Here is a 15,455-nt window from a genome sequence, read left to right on the forward strand (position 1 = left end):
TTTAACATTAAGCCTGCTCAGATAGCAGGCTTAGTGGTAAGAAAGCTTTAGGGGCGTAGTTCAATTGGTAGAGCACCGGTCTCCAAAACCGGGTGTTGGGAGTTCGAGTCTCTCCGCCCCTGCCATTTATAAGAATCCTTTGCTCAGGCAAAGGATTTTTTTTCATCTCTACTATCCATCTGCAATATCCCTATTCAAAATACCTTGCTCCTCTCCGTCCATGGAGAGTACCGCTTATTCCAGGATAGGGCTTTTCAGGATCTCGTGGATCTGCGCCTGCTTATCGCTATTTTGTAACCAGATCGCATAGAGTGGGCGGGAAAGCGTAGCGCTGTCCATGACCGTATGTAACCCATGTTTCTCTTTCGCCCAGCGAACAGGTAGCCAACAGCAGCCGTTCAGGCGTGATAATTGCTGGTAGATCAATTCAGCTGAAGAGGTAGTGAGCAGCGGAACATCATCGCTTCCTATCAGACCCACTTCGTTTTGCTGAAAATCAGGCCCCCATTCAAGGCGCAAGTAATTCAATTCATTTCTGTTTTTTGCAGGGGATGCGCAATACAAGGCAAGGGTAAAATTACCCAACAGCTGGCTGCTTAATTCATCCATCTTCGGCGATTCGGTGGTGATCAGCAGATCCAACTGGCGTTCGTGAAGCTGTTTAACCAGCGACTGCCGCTGCGCGATACGCGCTTCAAACTGGAGATTGTAAGGTGCGCTGTAGAGGGTGCCGAGCCAGCCATTAAGCATGCATTCCCACAGCGAGGCGCTGGCCCCGATGGAGAATTCATTATGTCGCGAAGAGTGTGCGACCTCCTTGCGCGCAGCCTGCCAGGTATTCATTAGCGTTTCGGCGTAGGGCAGGAGCTTTTCTCCGGCGGTCGTCAGGCGAATGTTATTACGATGTCGGGTGAACAGGTTCACACCAAGTTGATTTTCCAGCTGACGAATACGAAAGCTGACCGCTGACTGCGTCAGGTAAAGCGCCTCTGCTGCTCGCCCAAAGTGACGAGTTCTGCTCACTTCCAGGAAAGTCTTGAGCAATTCCGTATCCACACCGTTCTCCACAAAATTATTTGTCGTGATGATTTAAATGTTTTGTTTGACGCTCTGTCAAGCGTAACTAATACTCCGCGCCATAAATAGCTCGGCCAAAGAATCAGGAGCGTGTAGGATGGCGGAAAGCTTTACGACGACTAATCGTTTTTTCGACAATAAAAATTATCCACGCGGGTTCTCCCGTCACGGTGATTTCACCATCAAAGAGGCGCAACTGCTGGAACGTCATGGTTATGCCTTTAACGAACTGGAACTGGGTAAACGCGAACCTGTTACCGATGATGAAAAACAGTTTGTCTCGGTGTGCCGTGGTGAGCGTGAGCCGGTAACGGAAGCAGAACGCGTATGGATTAAGTATATGGCGCGCATCAAGCGGCCGAAGCGTTTCCATACCCTTTCCGGCGGCAAACCGCAGATGGAAGGCGCTGACGATTACACCGAAAGCGATGACTAAGAAAAAAGGGCGTAAGCCCTTTTTTTACGCCATCATTTTCTGCAGATGGTTTAGCATCCGGTCTATCGCCCGATAGCTGAGCGCCTCCTGCAAATGACGGCGTTCAATCTCTTCAGCCTCTGCCAGATCGGCAATGGTTCTCGCCACCTTTAACAGACGCTGCCAGGCTCGAATAGAGAGCCCCAACTGCGTTAGCGTCTGTTCCAGCCAGACGGCGTCCTCCCGCCGTAAGTGGCAGCAGCTCTTCATTTCACGATTCTCAAGATGAGCATTGAGCTTATTTTGCCTGAGCATTTGCCGTTCGCGCGCCGCCAGCACCCGCTGCCGGACCGTTGCGCTAGACTCTTCGCCCTGCGTGCCCTGGCTGAGTATCCCTGGCGGCGGCAGCGGGATCTCTAAGGAGAGATCGAAGCGGTCAAGGAAGGGGCCTGACAGACGTCCCAGATAACGTAATGTCTGCTCAGGCGATGTACGATTATGTTTGCCCTGATAATGCCCTGTCGGGCTTGGGTTCATCGCCGCGATAAGCTGAAAGCGCGCCGGATAGTCAATTTTGGCGCGCGAGCGTGATATGTGGATCTTGCCTGACTCAATGGGTTCGCGCAGCGCATCCAGTACACGCCGCTCAAACTCAGGCAGTTCATCAAGAAACAGCACGCCATTATGGGCCAGGGAAATCTCACCGGGGACCGGTATTGAGCCGCCGCCCACCATCGCTGCCAGCGAGGCGCTATGGTGAGGCGCGCGAAACGGCCTCTGACGCCACCGGGTCTTCGCGGTATGCAGATTGACCAGGCTCTGAATGGCGGTGCTCTCCAGTGCTTCCTGATTGCTTAATGGCGGCAGGAGACCGGGTAGCCGGCTGGCAAGCATGGTTTTCCCGGTGCCGGGCGGGCCTATCAGGAGCAGGTTGTGACCCCCGGCGGCCACAATCTCCAGCGCTCGTTTTCCCTGCTGCTGGCCGATAACATCGCGCAAATCTTCGCCGCGTTCATCAACAATGGGTGCCTCGGCAAGAGGCGGTGAAAGCGATGTCTGCCCCGCGAGAAAAGCGCACACCTCCTGCAGATGGTCGGCGACCAGGCAATCGCTGCCGCCGATCAGGCCGACCTCAGCCGCATTATCAGCGGAGACGACGATACGCCGGCCGGCTTTGATGGCCTCCATTGCGCTGGGGATCGCCCCTGGAACGCCGCGTAACCCACCTGTGAGGGCGAGTTCGCCCACAAACTCATAGTGATTCAGTCGCGTCGTATTGAGCTGCTCTGAGGCGACGAGAAGCGCGAGAGCGATAGGCAGATCGTATCGTCCGCCCTCTTTAGGTAGATCCGCTGGCGCCAGGTTAATGGTTATTTTCTTGGCAGGGAAAGCGTAGCCGCTGTTGATCAGGGCGCTACGGACCCGGTCACGGGCCTCTTTCACGGTAGTCTCCGGCAGTCCGACCATAGTCAGGCCGGGCAGACCGTTGCTGAGATGAACCTCGACAGTAATCAATGGCGCTTCGATACCGAGCGCCGCGCGAGTATAGACGATGGCGAGCGACATAAAACCTCCTGGACCAGGCAGGATTATGGCTGACCTGTGGTAAAACGGGAGCGGTAATAGTGAGAATTTAGGACCATACATCCATACTTTTCGCGCTATATCGTTACATTTAGCCGAAAATGGAATTTCGCTCGCAAAAGAGAGTGGCATGGGAAAGGCACGCGCAAAAGCGCGCGCCAGGCGAGAGAAAACTGAATTTTTTTCATTTCTGATTTTTTTCATATAAAACAATTATTTTTGCTGAAACTGTTAGGCTGCTCAGCAACGGAGATATAAAAAAATCTTGTGTTTTATGTGATGTCTGTGGTACCTCTTTAGGTATTCCTTCGAACAAGAAGCCAGAAAGTACAGAAAATGACAGCCCTTCTACGAGTGATTAGCCTGGTCGTGATTAGCGTGGTGGTGATTATTATCCCACCGTGCGGGGCTGCACTTGGACGAGGAAAGGCTTAAGAATCAAGCCTTAACGAACTAAGACCCCCGCACCGAAAGGTCCGGGGGTTTTTTTATAACTGAAATAACCTAAGCGAGGAGCAGATGATGACTTTTAGCATAAAATTCTGTTTCTCCCGATTTATGACGGGGAACTAACTATGAATGGCGCGCAGTGGGTGGTACATGCTTTGCGGACACAGGGGGTCGACACCGTTTTTGGCTATCCGGGTGGCGCAATTATGCCGGTTTACGATGCACTGTATGACGGCGGCGTGGAGCACCTGCTGTGCCGGCATGAGCAAGGGGCAGCCATGGCGGCCATTGGTTATGCGCGAGCAACCGGTAAAACCGGAGTGTGTATCGCGACCTCCGGCCCGGGCGCGACCAATCTGATCACCGGCCTGGCGGACGCTTTGCTTGACTCCATCCCCATTGTCGCCATCACCGGCCAGGTGGCCGCACCCTTCATCGGCACGGATGCGTTTCAGGAAGTAGACGTTCTCGGTTTGTCACTGGCCTGTACTAAGCACAGTTTCCTCGTGCAGTCTCTGGACGAGCTGCCGCGGGTCATTGCTGAAGCTTTCCAGGTGGCAAACTCAGGCCGTCCAGGCCCGGTGCTGGTTGATATCCCTAAGGATATTCAGATGGCGCAGGGCGATCTCGATCCCCATTTCTCTACGGTCGCCGATGAGATGGCATTTCCGCAGGCGGAAGTGGCTCAGGCTCTGCAGATGCTGGCTCAATCGCAGCAACCGATGCTGTATGTTGGCGGCGGGGTCGGCATGGCGCAGGCGGTACCGGCGCTGCGTGAATTCCTCGCCGTAACCCGGATGCCGGCGACCTGCACTCTGAAAGGGCTGGGCGTGGTGGACGCCGATTACCCGTATTATCTCGGCATGCTGGGAATGCACGGCACCAAGGCGGCCAACCTGGCGGTACAGGAGTGCGATCTGCTGATTGCCGTCGGCGCGCGCTTTGACGATCGCGTGACCGGCAAGCTCAACACCTTCGCGCCGCATGCCAAAGTGATCCATATGGACATCGATCCGGCGGAGCTGAACAAGCTGCGCCAGGCGCACATCGGTCTGACCGGCGACCTGAACCGCTTGCTGCCGGCGCTGCAGCAGCCGTTAGCTATCGATGGCTGGCGCGAGCGGAGTGCCGCGCTGCGTGCCGATCACGCCTGGCGTTACGATCATCCCGGTGAGGCAATCTACGCGCCGCTGTTGCTGAAACAGCTTTCCGACCGCAAGCCGGCGGACAGCGTGGTGACAACCGACGTTGGTCAGCATCAGATGTGGTCGGCTCAGCATATGACCTATACCCGCCCGGAAAACTTCATCACCTCCAGCGGCTTAGGCACCATGGGCTTTGGCCTGCCGGCCGCCGTTGGCGCCCAGGTGGCGCGCCCTAACGATACAGTGATCTGTATCTCCGGTGACGGCTCCTTCATGATGAATGTGCAGGAGCTGGGCACCGTTAAACGCAAGCAGTTACCGCTTAAGATCGTATTACTCGACAACCAGCGGTTAGGGATGGTTCGACAATGGCAGCAGCTGTTTTTCCAGGAACGTTATAGCGAAACCACTCTGACTGATAACCCTGATTTCCTCACGCTGGCCAGCGCCTTCGGTATTCCTGGCCAACACATCACCCGTAAAGACCAGGTTGAAGCGGCACTCGACACCATGCTTTCGAGCCAGGGGCCATACCTGCTTCATGTCTCAATCGACGAACTTGAGAATGTCTGGCCGTTGGTGCCGCCCGGCGCCAGTAACTCTGAAATGCTGGAGAAATTATCATGATGCAACATCAGGTCGCTTTACAGGCACGTTTCAACCCGGAAACCTTAGAGCGCGTGCTGCGCGTTGTCCGCCACCGTGGTTTCCAAATCTGCGCAATGAACATGGAAACCGCGGCGGACGCACAGAACATAAATATCGAATTGACCGTTGCCAGCCCGCGGCCCGTCGAATTACTGTTTAGTCAATTAAGCAAACTGGTCGACGTTGCCTGCGTCGAGATCCAGCAACCCACATCACAACAAATCCGCGCCTGAGCGCAAAGGAAGAAAAATGACGACGAAAAAAGCTGATTACATCTGGTTCAATGGCGAGATGGTTCCGTGGGGCGAAGCGAAAGTTCATGTGATGTCCCATGCGCTGCACTATGGCACCTCGGTATTCGAGGGCATCCGTTGCTATGACTCGCACAAAGGCCCGGTGGTGTTCCGTCATCGCGAACATATGCAGCGTCTGCATGATTCAGCCAAAATTTATCGTTTTCCGGTCTCCCAGAGCGTCGACGAACTGATGGAAGCCTGCCGCGAAGTCATTCGCACCAATAATCTGACCAGCGCTTATATCCGCCCGCTGGTGTTTGTTGGCGATGTCGGCATGGGGGTAAACCCGCCTCCGGGTTACAACACTGACGTGATCATCGCGGCGTTCCCGTGGGGAGCCTACCTCGGCGCAGAAGCGCTGGAGCAGGGGATCGATGCAATGGTCTCTTCCTGGAACCGCGCGGCGCCGAACACCATCCCGACGGCGGCGAAAGCCGGCGGCAACTATCTCTCCTCGCTGCTGGTTGGCAGCGAAGCGCGTCGCCATGGCTACCAGGAGGGTATCGCCCTCGATGTTAACGGCTATATCTCGGAAGGCGCAGGCGAAAACCTGTTTGAAGTGAAGGACGGCGTGCTGTTCACCCCGCCGTTTACCTCTTCCGCGCTGCCGGGCATTACCCGCGACGCCATCATCAAGCTGGCGAAAGATCTCGGTATTGAAGTCCGCGAGCAGGTATTGTCCCGTGAATCCCTGTACCTGGCGGATGAAGTCTTCATGTCCGGCACCGCGGCGGAAATCACCCCGGTACGCAGCGTGGATGGCATCCAGGTCGGCGCAGGCCGTCGCGGTCCGGTCACCAAACGCATTCAGGAAGCCTTCTTTGGCCTCTTCACCGGTGAAACAGAAGATAAATGGGGCTGGTTGGATCCGGTAAGTAAGTAATTAAAAATGGGACGGCACGCACCGTCCCATTTAATAAACACAGATGGGAGTAAAAAGAGCATGCCTAAGTACCGTTCCGCCACCACCACACATGGCCGCAATATGGCGGGCGCCCGCGCGTTGTGGCGCGCAACCGGGATGACCGATGCCGATTTCGGCAAACCGATTATCGCCGTCGTTAACTCCTTTACCCAGTTTGTTCCCGGGCACGTGCACCTGCGCGACCTCGGCAAACTGGTTGCCGAGCAGATTGAAGCCGCCGGTGGCGTGGCCAAAGAATTCAACACCATCGCAGTGGATGATGGGATCGCCATGGGCCACGGGGGTATGCTCTATTCACTGCCATCCCGCGAGCTGATCGCCGACTCGGTGGAGTACATGGTTAACGCCCACTGTGCGGATGCGATGGTCTGTATCTCCAACTGCGACAAAATCACCCCGGGGATGTTGATGGCTTCCCTGCGCCTGAACATTCCGGTGATCTTTGTGTCCGGCGGCCCAATGGAAGCCGGGAAAACCAAGCTGTCAGATAAAATCATCAAGCTCGACCTGGTGGATGCGATGATCCAGGGGGCGGATCCGAAAGTGTCCGACGAGCAGAGTAATCAGGTGGAACGCTCCGCCTGTCCGACCTGCGGCTCCTGTTCCGGGATGTTTACCGCCAACTCCATGAACTGCCTGACCGAAGCGCTGGGCCTGTCGCAGCCGGGTAACGGCTCTCTGCTGGCGACCCACGCCGATCGTAAGGAGCTGTTCCTTAACGCCGGGAAACGTATCGTTGAGCTGACCAAACGCTATTACGAGCAGGATGACGCTTCCGCGCTGCCGCGCAATATCGCCAGCAAGGCGGCCTTTGAGAACGCCATGACGCTGGATATCGCCATGGGCGGTTCCACCAACACCGTTCTGCACCTGCTGGCGGCGGCGCAGGAAGCTGAAATCGATTTCACCATGAGCGATATCGATAAGCTCTCCCGCAAAGTGCCGCAACTGTGTAAGGTGGCGCCGAGCACGCAGAAATACCATATGGAAGATGTGCATCGCGCTGGCGGCGTGCTGGGCATTCTGGGCGAGCTGGACCGCGCCGGGCTGCTGAATCGTGAGGTTAAAAACGTCCTCGGCCTGACGCTGCCGCAGACCCTGGAACAGTACGATGTGATGGTGACTCAGGACGATGCGGTGAAAAAGATGTTCCGCGCCGGCCCGGCGGGCATCCGTACCACCCAGGCGTTCTCGCAAGACTGCCGCTGGGATACGCTGGATGACGATCGCGCCGAAGGCTGTATCCGTTCTCTGGAACACGCTTACAGCAAGGACGGCGGCCTGGCGGTGCTGTACGGCAATTTCGCGGAAAACGGTTGTATCGTGAAAACCGCCGGCGTGGACGACAGCATCCTGAAATTTACCGGTCCGGCGAAAGTATATGAGAGCCAGGACGATGCGGTAGAGGCCATCCTCGGCGGTAAAGTCGTTGAAGGCGACGTCGTCGTGATCCGCTACGAAGGGCCGAAAGGCGGGCCGGGGATGCAGGAGATGCTTTACCCCACCAGCTTCCTGAAGTCGATGGGGCTGGGCAAAGCCTGCGCGCTGATCACCGATGGCCGTTTCTCCGGCGGCACCTCAGGGCTCTCTATCGGTCACGTCTCACCGGAAGCGGCGAGCGGCGGCAACATTGCGCTCATTGAAGATGGCGACATGATCGCGATTGATATTCCGAACCGCAGCATCCAGCTGCAGCTGAGCGATGCGGAAATTGCGGCGCGTCGTGAAGCCCAGGAAGCGCGTGGCGACCAGGCGTGGACGCCGAAGCATCGCCAGCGTCAGGTCTCCTTTGCCCTTCGCGCCTACGCCAGCCTGGCGACCAGCGCTGACAAAGGCGCGGTTCGCGATAAATCGAAACTGGGTGGCTAATCATGGCGGATTCACAACCCCTCTCCGGCGCCCCCGAGGGCGCCGAATACCTGAGAGCAGTGCTGCGCGCGCCGGTTTATGAAGCGGTGCAGAAAACGCCGCTGCAAAAAATGGACAAACTCTCTTCTCGCCTGGATAACGTTATTCTGGTGAAGCGCGAAGATCGCCAACCGGTACACAGCTTTAAGCTGCGCGGCGCCTACGCGATGATGTCCAGCCTGACCGCGGAACAGAAATCCCACGGGGTGATCACCGCCTCGGCGGGCAATCATGCCCAGGGCGTGGCGTTCTCCGCATCGCGGCTGGGCGTTAAGGCGCTGATCGTGATGCCGGTAGCGACCGCCGACATCAAAGTGGATGCCGTTCGCGGCTTTGGCGGCGAAGTACTGCTGCATGGCGCCAATTTTGACGAAGCGAAGGCGAGAGCGATTGAGCTGGCGCAGCAGCAGGGCTTTACCTGGGTGCCGCCGTTCGATCACCCGATGGTCATCGCCGGTCAGGGAACCCTGGCGCTGGAGCTGCTGCAGCAGGATGCCCACATCGACCGCGTGTTCGTCCCGGTGGGCGGCGGCGGCCTGGCGGCAGGCGTGGCGGTGTTGATCAAGCAACTGATGCCGCAGATTAAAGTGATAGCGGTGGAAGCGGAAGATTCGGCCTGCCTGAAGGCGGCGCTGGATGCCGGTCATCCGGTGGATCTGCCGCGCGTCGGCTTGTTTGCCGAAGGCGTGGCGGTCAAACGCATCGGCGATGAAACCTTCCGTCTGTGCCAGGAGTATCTGGACGACATCATCACCGTAGACAGCGACGCTATTTGCGCGGCGATGAAGGATTTGTTCGAAGATGTGCGGGCGGTGGCAGAGCCTTCCGGCGCCCTGGCGCTGGCGGGGATGAAGAAATATGTCGCCCAGCACAATATTCGCGGCGAGCGACTGGCTCACATTCTGTCCGGGGCCAACGTCAACTTCCACGGTCTGCGCTACGTGTCTGAACGCTGCGAGCTCGGGGAACAGCGCGAAGCGCTGCTGGCGGTGACGATCCCGGAAGAGAAAGGCAGCTTTCTGAAGTTTTGCCAGCTGCTGGGGGGGCGTTCGGTGACCGAGTTCAACTACCGCTTTGCCGATGCCAAAGACGCCTGCATCTTTGTGGGGGTGCGTCTGAGTCGTGGGCTGGAGGAGCGGAAAGAGATCCTCCAGTTACTGAACGATGGCGGCTACAGCGTCGTTGACCTTTCCGATGACGAAATGGCCAAGCTCCATGTGCGCTATATGGTTGGCGGCCGACCGTCCAAAGCGCTGCAGGAGCGGCTGTTCAGCTTCGAATTTCCAGAGTCCCCGGGGGCGCTGCTGAAGTTCCTGCACACCCTTGGCACCCACTGGAATATTTCGCTGTTCCACTACCGTAGCCACGGCACCGACTATGGTCGGGTTTTGGCGGCCTTCGAGCTGGGCGAGCACGAGCCGGACTTTGAAACTCGTCTCAATGAGCTGGGCTATGAATGTCACGATGAGACCCATAACCCGGCATTCCGCTTTTTCCTCGCGGGCTAGTGGTTCGGCAGGATTTTCCAGAAAGCATCAATAAGCGGCTCATGCAGCCGCTTTTTTTGTGCGCAAACGCCGAGCTCGAACGGGGTTTGCTCATCGCTGCGCTCCAGAATCATCACCCTGTTGCGTACCGGCTCCGGACTGTTCTCCAGCACCACCTCCGGCAGCAGCGCCACGCCGCATCCCAGGGCGACCATCGACACCATCGCTTCGTGGCCCCCGACGGTGGCGTAGATCGACGGATTGCTGATTTTATGCCGTCGAAACCACAGCTCGATACGCCGACGTACCGGCCCCTGATCAGCCATGATAAACGGCACTGTCGACCAGTCCGGACGCTCGACGGTCACCTGGTTGCGCACCGGGCAGGGAAGGGCCGGGGCAATTAACACCACGGCGAGGTTCTCCAGCATCGAAAACGCCACCGACCCTGGCAGGGTCTCCGGCTTACCGGCAATCGCCAGGTCGGCTTCGCCGGTGACCACCTTCTCCATGGCGTCGGCGGCGTCGCCGGTCGACAGCTTGATCTCTACCGAGGGATGCGCGGCGCGAAAGCGGTCGAGGATCGGCGGCAGATGGCTATAGGCGGCGGTGACAGAGCAGAAGATGTGTAGCTCGCCGGAGAGCGAAGGGCCCTGCTGATCGATGGCGTGGCGAAGCTGCTGATACTGCAGTAAAGTCTGCTGGGCAAAGGTGCGTAACTCTTCCCCGGCTTCGGTCAGGGTCACCGTGCGATTATCTCGCACGAACAGCGGCTGGCCGAGGTCCTCTTCCAGGCGCTGGATCTGGCGCGAAAGCGTCGACGGGCTGACGTGCATGGCCCGCGCGCTGCGGCCAAAATGGCGGCTTTCCGCCAGATGCAGAAAGGTTTTCAGATCGCGTAAATCCACGGCGCGTACTCCCCGGTTTTGTATTTCATAAAATGCAACGTGACGTTGTGAATATATCAATTTCCGCAATAAAATTCCTGTCATATAGTAAGTTCATTCTCGCAAAAGCGAACCGAACAATAAGCACGACACAACATCACGGAGTTACAGACATGGCTAACTACTTTAATACACTGAACCTGCGCCAGCAGCTGGCACAGCTGGGCAAATGCCGCTTTATGGCGCGCGACGAATTCGCAGATGGCGCCAGCTACCTTCAGGGTAAAAAAGTGGTCATCGTCGGCTGCGGCGCGCAGGGTCTGAACCAGGGTCTGAACATGCGTGACTCCGGCCTGGATATCTCCTATGCGCTGCGCAAAGAAGCGATCGCCGAGAAGCGCGCCTCCTGGCGTAAAGCGACCGAAAACGGTTTTAAAGTCGGCACTTATGAAGAGCTGATCCCACAGGCGGACCTGGTGGTTAACCTGACCCCGGACAAACAGCACTCTGACGTTGTGCGCTCCGTACAGCCGCTGATGAAAGACGGCGCGGCGCTGGGCTACTCCCACGGCTTCAACATCGTGGAAGTGGGCGAGCAGATCCGTAAAGACATCACCGTGGTGATGGTGGCGCCGAAGTGCCCGGGTACCGAAGTGCGTGAAGAGTACAAACGCGGTTTCGGCGTACCGACGCTTATCGCGGTACACCCGGAAAATGACCCGAAAGGCGAAGGCATGGCCATTGCGAAAGCATGGGCAGCGGCGACCGGCGGCCACCGTGCGGGCGTCCTGGAGTCTTCCTTCGTGGCAGAAGTGAAATCTGACCTGATGGGCGAGCAGACCATCCTCTGCGGCATGCTGCAGGCGGGTTCTCTGCTGTGCTTCGACAAGCTGGTGGCGGAAGGTACCGACCCGGCGTATGCAGAAAAACTGATTCAGTTCGGCTGGGAAACCATCACCGAAGCGCTGAAGCAGGGCGGCATCACCCTGATGATGGATCGCCTCTCTAACCCGGCGAAACTGCGCGCTTATGCGCTCTCCGAGCAGCTGAAAGAGATTATGGCGCCGCTGTTCCAGAAACACATGGACGACATCATTTCCGGCGAATTCTCCTCCGGTATGATGGCGGACTGGGCGAACGACGATAAGAAACTGCTGACCTGGCGTGAAGAGACGGGTAAAACCGCGTTCGAAACCGCGCCGCAGTATGAAGGTAAAATCGGCGAGCAGGAGTACTTCGATAAAGGCGTTCTGATGATCGCGATGGTGAAAGCAGGCGTTGAGCTGGCGTTCGAAACCATGGTCGATTCCGGCATCATTGAAGAGTCCGCTTACTACGAATCACTGCACGAGCTGCCGCTGATCGCCAACACCATCGCCCGTAAGCGTCTGTACGAGATGAACGTGGTTATCTCCGATACCGCTGAATATGGTAACTACCTGTTCTCTTACGCTTGCGTACCGCTGCTGAAAGAGTTCATGACCACCCTGCAGACTGGCGACCTGGGTACGGCGATTGCCGAAGGCGCGGTAGACAACGCCCAGCTGCGTGATGTCAACGAAGCCATCCGCAGCCACCAGATCGAGAAAGTGGGTCACAAACTGCGTGGCTATATGACCGATATGAAGCGTATTGCGGTTGCCGGCTAATTCCTCGTCGTCTTTCGACTGGCCGATGCGTTGGCTACGGTACGTACACCCCAGTCACATAGTTATCTATGTTCCTGGGGGTGTACTTCCTGGCCGCCTTCCGGCAAGCTGAAATCCATAGAGGAATGAATTTGTTTAGTAGGCCTGATAAGCGAAGCGCCATCAGGCAAAAACCCGGAGATTAAGATCCCCGGGTTTTTTTATTATTTCCGGTACAGGACTTTGATGATGTGGTAGCCGAATTGGGTATGCAGCGGTCCGGTTGGCTCCAGCACTGGACAGGAGAAGACCACTTTATCGAACGCCGGGACCATCTGGCCCTGGCGGAATTCACCTAAATCACCGCCGCGTTTACCTGATGGGCAAATAGAGTGTTTCTTTGCCAGCTTACCGAAGTCGGCGCCGTTTTTAATCTGCTCCAGAAGATCCAGAGCCAGTTTCTCTTCTTTAACAAGAATATGCAGTGCTGCTGCTGTTTTTGCCATGATCGTGCCTTGAATAGGTTGAGATAAATCGGGGCGCAATATACCACGCGTCAGCGGCGATAAAGCACCTTAATGATATGGTAGCCAAACTTGGTTTTTACCGGACCGTAGGGCTTGAGAAGCGGGCAGCTAAAGACCGCCTGATCGAATGGGCCGACCATCGCGCCTTGCTGAAACTCGCCCAGGTCGCCGCCGTTGCGCCCCGACGGACATTGGGAATAGCGCTTCGCCAGATGATCGAAGCTAACGCCCCGCTCCAGTTTGGCGAGGATCTCCTGGGCCAGTTTTTCTTCTTTGACCAGGATATGCAGGGCTGCTGCGGTCTTTTTCATGGTTCTGCTCTATGGGTTAATCGCGATTTCTTCACTTTACCATCAGTCGGTAAATCTCGGCTCCGCTTTCTGCTACAATCCCCACCCCGTTCGAAGATTGAGCAAGACTCCCATGCGTTTAAACCCTGGCCAACAACAAGCCGTCGAATTTGTAACCGGACCGTGCCTGGTGCTGGCGGGCGCCGGCTCCGGTAAGACCCGCGTGATCACCAATAAAATCGCCCACCTGATCCGCGGCTGCGGCTATCAGGCGCGCCATATCGCGGCCGTGACCTTTACCAACAAAGCCGCGCGCGAGATGAAAGAGCGCGTTGGGCAAACGCTGGGGCGCAAAGAGGCGCGCGGGCTGATGATTTCCACCTTCCACACCCTGGGGCTGGATATCATCAAGCGGGAATACGCCGCGCTGGGCATGAAGTCTAACTTCTCCTTATTCGACGATACCGACCAGGTGGCGTTGCTCAAAGAGCTGACCGAAGGGTTGATCGAAGATGACAAAGTGGTGCTCCAGCAGTTGATCTCGACGATCTCCAACTGGAAAAACGATCTGAAAACCCCGGCCCAGGCCGCCGCGGGTGCGAAAGGCGAACGGGACCGCATCTTCGCCCACTGCTATGGACTGTACGATGCGCATATGAAGGCCTGCAATGTCCTCGATTTTGACGATCTGATCCTGCTGCCGACGCTGCTGCTGCAGCGCAACGAGGAGGTGCGCGAACGCTGGCAGAATAAGATCCGCTACCTGCTGGTGGATGAGTATCAGGATACCAACACCAGCCAGTATGAGCTGGTGAAGCTGCTGGTGGGCCAGCGGGCGCGTTTTACCGTGGTAGGCGACGATGACCAGTCGATCTACTCGTGGCGCGGCGCGCGGCCACAGAACCTGGTGCTGCTCAGCCAGGACTTCCCGGCGCTGCAGGTTATCAAGCTTGAGCAGAACTATCGCTCCTCCGGGCGTATTCTGAAAGCCGCTAACATTCTGATCGCCAACAACCCGCACGTTTTTGAAAAGCGTCTGTTCTCCGAACTGGGATACGGCGCTGAGCTGAAAGTGCTCTCCGCCAACAATGAAGATCATGAAGCGGAGCGCGTGGCCGGGGAACTGATCGCCCACCACTTTATCAATAAAACCAATTACAAAGACTACGCGATCCTTTATCGCGGCAATCACCAGTCGCGGGTCTTTGAAAAGATGCTGATGCAGAACCGCATCCCGTACAAAATCTCCGGCGGCACGTCGTTCTTCTCGCGCCCGGAAATTAAAGATCTGCTGGCCTATCTGCGCGTGCTGACCAACCCGGACGACGACAGCGCCTTTCTGCGTATCGTCAACACGCCGAAGCGCGAGATCGGCCCGGCGACGCTGCAAAAGCTCGGTGAGTGGGCGATGGGCCGCAACAAAGGATTGTTCACCGCCAGCTTTGATATGGGTCTTAGCCAGACGCTGACCGGGCGCGGCTATGAATCACTCACCCGCTTCACCCACTGGCTGCGCGAGATCCAGCAACTGGCCGAACGCGAGCCGGTCAACGCCGTGCGCGACTTGATCCGCGGGATTGATTACGAATCCTGGTTGTATGAAACCTCGCCCAGCCCGAAAGCCGCGGAAATGCGCATGAAAAACGTCAACCAGCTGTTCACCTGGATGACCGAGATGCTGGAAGGCAGCGAAATCGATGAGCCGATGACCCTGACGCAGGTGGTCACCCGCTTTACGCTGCGCGACATGATGGAGCGCGGCGAATCGGATGAAGAGCTGGATCAGGTGCAGCTGATGACCCTCCATGCCTCAAAAGGGCTGGAGTTCCCGTATGTTTACCTGGTGGGCATGGAGGAGGGATTGCTCCCGCACCAGAGCAGCATTGATGAAGATAACGTCGATGAAGAGCGCCGGTTAGCCTACGTGGGCATCACCCGTGCGCAGAAAGAGCTGACCTTTACGCTCTGTAAGGAGCGCCGGCAGTATGGTGAGGTGGTGCGCCCGGAACCGAGCCGTTTCCTGCTCGAGCTACCCCAGGACGATCTGATTTGGGAGCAGGCGCGCAAAGTGATTACCGCTGAAGAGCGAATGCATAAAGGACAGGCTAACGTGGCGAACATTCGCGCCATGCTGGCAAAAGCTAAAGAGAAAGGATAGCGATAAGCAGGCCGGGTAAGGCGAAGCCGC

15 protein-coding genes and 1 tRNA gene are annotated in these 15,455 nt (G+C 57.1%); 11 read left to right on the forward strand and 5 right to left on the reverse strand.

All coding sequences use genetic code 11. From position 1 onward, the window contains the following. The first annotated feature begins 49 nt into the window (after window positions 1-49). Window positions 50-125, forward strand: a tRNA-Trp gene (locus tag ACOI7D_RS25380). Window positions 126-234: 109 nt separating this feature from the next. On the opposite strand, the gene hdfR is transcribed toward ACOI7D_RS25380, so the two are convergent. Beyond that, on the reverse strand, window positions 235-1,056 hold the full coding sequence (gene hdfR / locus ACOI7D_RS25385) for an HTH-type transcriptional regulator HdfR (RefSeq protein WP_023291542.1): 822 nt from the start codon (window positions 1,054-1,056) through the stop codon (window positions 235-237). Between the two features lie 118 nt (window positions 1,057-1,174). Between hdfR and ACOI7D_RS25390 the strand changes: the two genes are divergently transcribed. Beyond that, on the forward strand, window positions 1,175-1,513 hold the full coding sequence (locus ACOI7D_RS25390; protein WP_004886877.1) for a DUF413 domain-containing protein: 339 nt from the start codon (window positions 1,175-1,177) through the stop codon (window positions 1,511-1,513). 24 nt (window positions 1,514-1,537) lie between these two features. On the opposite strand, the gene ACOI7D_RS25395 is transcribed toward ACOI7D_RS25390, so the two are convergent. Then, window positions 1,538-3,058 carry a YifB family Mg chelatase-like AAA ATPase gene (locus ACOI7D_RS25395; RefSeq protein WP_032454493.1) on the reverse strand — a complete coding sequence of 507 codons (1,521 nt, stop codon included), beginning with the start codon at window positions 3,056-3,058 and terminating at the stop codon, window positions 1,538-1,540. 354 nt (window positions 3,059-3,412) lie between these two features. Here ACOI7D_RS25395 and ilvL point away from each other — a divergent pair, with 354 nt between their 5' ends. The 7 genes from ilvL (at window position 3,413) to ilvA (ending at window position 9,956) form a co-directional block, all read left to right on the forward strand. Beyond that, window positions 3,413-3,511: an ilv operon leader peptide gene (ilvL, locus tag ACOI7D_RS25400; protein ID WP_001311244.1), complete on the forward strand. Its 99-nt coding sequence runs from the start codon at window positions 3,413-3,415 to the stop codon at window positions 3,509-3,511. 87 nt (window positions 3,512-3,598) lie between these two features. Beyond that, window positions 3,599-3,649, forward strand: coding sequence for a peptide IlvX (ilvX, locus tag ACOI7D_RS25405; protein WP_175426296.1), 51 nt, complete (start codon window positions 3,599-3,601; stop codon window positions 3,647-3,649). 2 nt (window positions 3,650-3,651) lie between these two features. Continuing rightward, window positions 3,652-5,298 carry an acetolactate synthase 2 catalytic subunit gene (gene ilvG / locus ACOI7D_RS25410; protein WP_023291544.1) on the forward strand — a complete coding sequence of 549 codons (1,647 nt, stop codon included), beginning with the start codon at window positions 3,652-3,654 and terminating at the stop codon, window positions 5,296-5,298. Then, the gene (gene ilvM, locus ACOI7D_RS25415) at window positions 5,295-5,552 is read left to right on the forward strand and encodes an acetolactate synthase 2 small subunit (protein WP_004886870.1); all 258 of its coding nucleotides are present in this window, start codon (window positions 5,295-5,297) and stop codon (window positions 5,550-5,552) included. The genes ilvG and ilvM overlap by 4 nt, the downstream gene beginning before the upstream one ends. Before the next feature lie 16 nt (window positions 5,553-5,568). Next, window positions 5,569-6,498: a branched-chain-amino-acid transaminase gene (ilvE, locus tag ACOI7D_RS25420; RefSeq protein WP_002883171.1), complete on the forward strand. Its 930-nt coding sequence runs from the start codon at window positions 5,569-5,571 to the stop codon at window positions 6,496-6,498. 60 nt (window positions 6,499-6,558) lie between these two features. Continuing rightward, the gene (gene ilvD, locus ACOI7D_RS25425; protein ID WP_023291545.1) at window positions 6,559-8,409 is read left to right on the forward strand and encodes a dihydroxy-acid dehydratase; all 1,851 of its coding nucleotides are present in this window, start codon (window positions 6,559-6,561) and stop codon (window positions 8,407-8,409) included. Window positions 8,410-8,411: 2 nt separating this feature from the next. Further along, on the forward strand, window positions 8,412-9,956 hold the full coding sequence (ilvA, locus tag ACOI7D_RS25430) for a threonine ammonia-lyase, biosynthetic (protein ID WP_017899412.1): 1,545 nt from the start codon (window positions 8,412-8,414) through the stop codon (window positions 9,954-9,956). On the opposite strand, the gene ilvY is transcribed toward ilvA, so the two are convergent. Further along, window positions 9,953-10,843 (reverse strand): HTH-type transcriptional activator IlvY, encoded by an 891-nt coding sequence (gene ilvY / locus ACOI7D_RS25435; RefSeq protein ID WP_012543253.1) that lies wholly within the window; start codon window positions 10,841-10,843, stop codon window positions 9,953-9,955. The genes ilvA and ilvY overlap by 4 nt on opposite strands. 152 nt (window positions 10,844-10,995) lie before the next feature. Between ilvY and ilvC the strand changes: the two genes are divergently transcribed. Continuing rightward, window positions 10,996-12,471 (forward strand): ketol-acid reductoisomerase, encoded by a 1,476-nt coding sequence (gene ilvC, locus ACOI7D_RS25440; protein ID WP_023291546.1) that lies wholly within the window; start codon window positions 10,996-10,998, stop codon window positions 12,469-12,471. Window positions 12,472-12,674: 203 nt separating this feature from the next. Here ilvC and ppiC (ACOI7D_RS25445) read toward each other — a convergent pair whose 3' ends face one another. Then, on the reverse strand, window positions 12,675-12,956 hold the full coding sequence (ppiC, locus tag ACOI7D_RS25445) for a peptidylprolyl isomerase PpiC (RefSeq protein ID WP_004886861.1): 282 nt from the start codon (window positions 12,954-12,956) through the stop codon (window positions 12,675-12,677). 50 nt (window positions 12,957-13,006) lie between these two features. Continuing rightward, window positions 13,007-13,288, reverse strand: a complete 282-nt coding sequence (ppiC, locus tag ACOI7D_RS25450) for a peptidylprolyl isomerase PpiC (protein WP_032454495.1) — start codon at window positions 13,286-13,288, stop codon at window positions 13,007-13,009. 112 nt (window positions 13,289-13,400) lie between these two features. Here ppiC (ACOI7D_RS25450) and rep point away from each other — a divergent pair, with 112 nt between their 5' ends. Next, window positions 13,401-15,425 carry a DNA helicase Rep gene (gene rep, locus ACOI7D_RS25455; protein WP_004886858.1) on the forward strand — a complete coding sequence of 675 codons (2,025 nt, stop codon included), beginning with the start codon at window positions 13,401-13,403 and terminating at the stop codon, window positions 15,423-15,425. Window positions 15,426-15,455: the final 30 nt, after the last annotated feature.

Source organism: Klebsiella sp. C360, from assembly GCF_048822415.1.
Taxonomy (GTDB): domain Bacteria; phylum Pseudomonadota; class Gammaproteobacteria; order Enterobacterales; family Enterobacteriaceae; genus Klebsiella; species Klebsiella quasipneumoniae.

Excerpts from the sequence above, each read along its gene's own strand:
- ACOI7D_RS25390 (WP_004886877.1), top strand. The coding sequence starts at position 1,175 with ATGGCGGAAAGCTTTACGACGACTAATCGTTTTTTCGACAATAAAAAT.
- ACOI7D_RS25395 (WP_032454493.1), bottom strand. The coding sequence starts at position 3,058 with ATGTCGCTCGCCATCGTCTATACTCGCGCGGCGCTCGGTATCGAAGCG.
- ilvL (WP_001311244.1), top strand. The coding sequence starts at position 3,413 with ATGACAGCCCTTCTACGAGTGATTAGCCTGGTCGTGATTAGCGTGGTG.
- ilvG (WP_023291544.1), top strand. The coding sequence starts at position 3,652 with ATGAATGGCGCGCAGTGGGTGGTACATGCTTTGCGGACACAGGGGGTC.
- ilvM (WP_004886870.1), top strand. The coding sequence starts at position 5,295 with ATGATGCAACATCAGGTCGCTTTACAGGCACGTTTCAACCCGGAAACC.
- ilvE (WP_002883171.1), top strand. The coding sequence starts at position 5,569 with ATGACGACGAAAAAAGCTGATTACATCTGGTTCAATGGCGAGATGGTT.
- ilvD (WP_023291545.1), top strand. The coding sequence starts at position 6,559 with ATGCCTAAGTACCGTTCCGCCACCACCACACATGGCCGCAATATGGCG.
- ilvA (WP_017899412.1), top strand. The coding sequence starts at position 8,412 with ATGGCGGATTCACAACCCCTCTCCGGCGCCCCCGAGGGCGCCGAATAC.
- ilvC (WP_023291546.1), top strand. The coding sequence starts at position 10,996 with ATGGCTAACTACTTTAATACACTGAACCTGCGCCAGCAGCTGGCACAG.
- ppiC (WP_004886861.1), bottom strand. The coding sequence starts at position 12,956 with ATGGCAAAAACAGCAGCAGCACTGCATATTCTTGTTAAAGAAGAGAAA.
- ppiC (WP_032454495.1), bottom strand. The coding sequence starts at position 13,288 with ATGAAAAAGACCGCAGCAGCCCTGCATATCCTGGTCAAAGAAGAAAAA.
- rep (WP_004886858.1), top strand. The coding sequence starts at position 13,401 with ATGCGTTTAAACCCTGGCCAACAACAAGCCGTCGAATTTGTAACCGGA.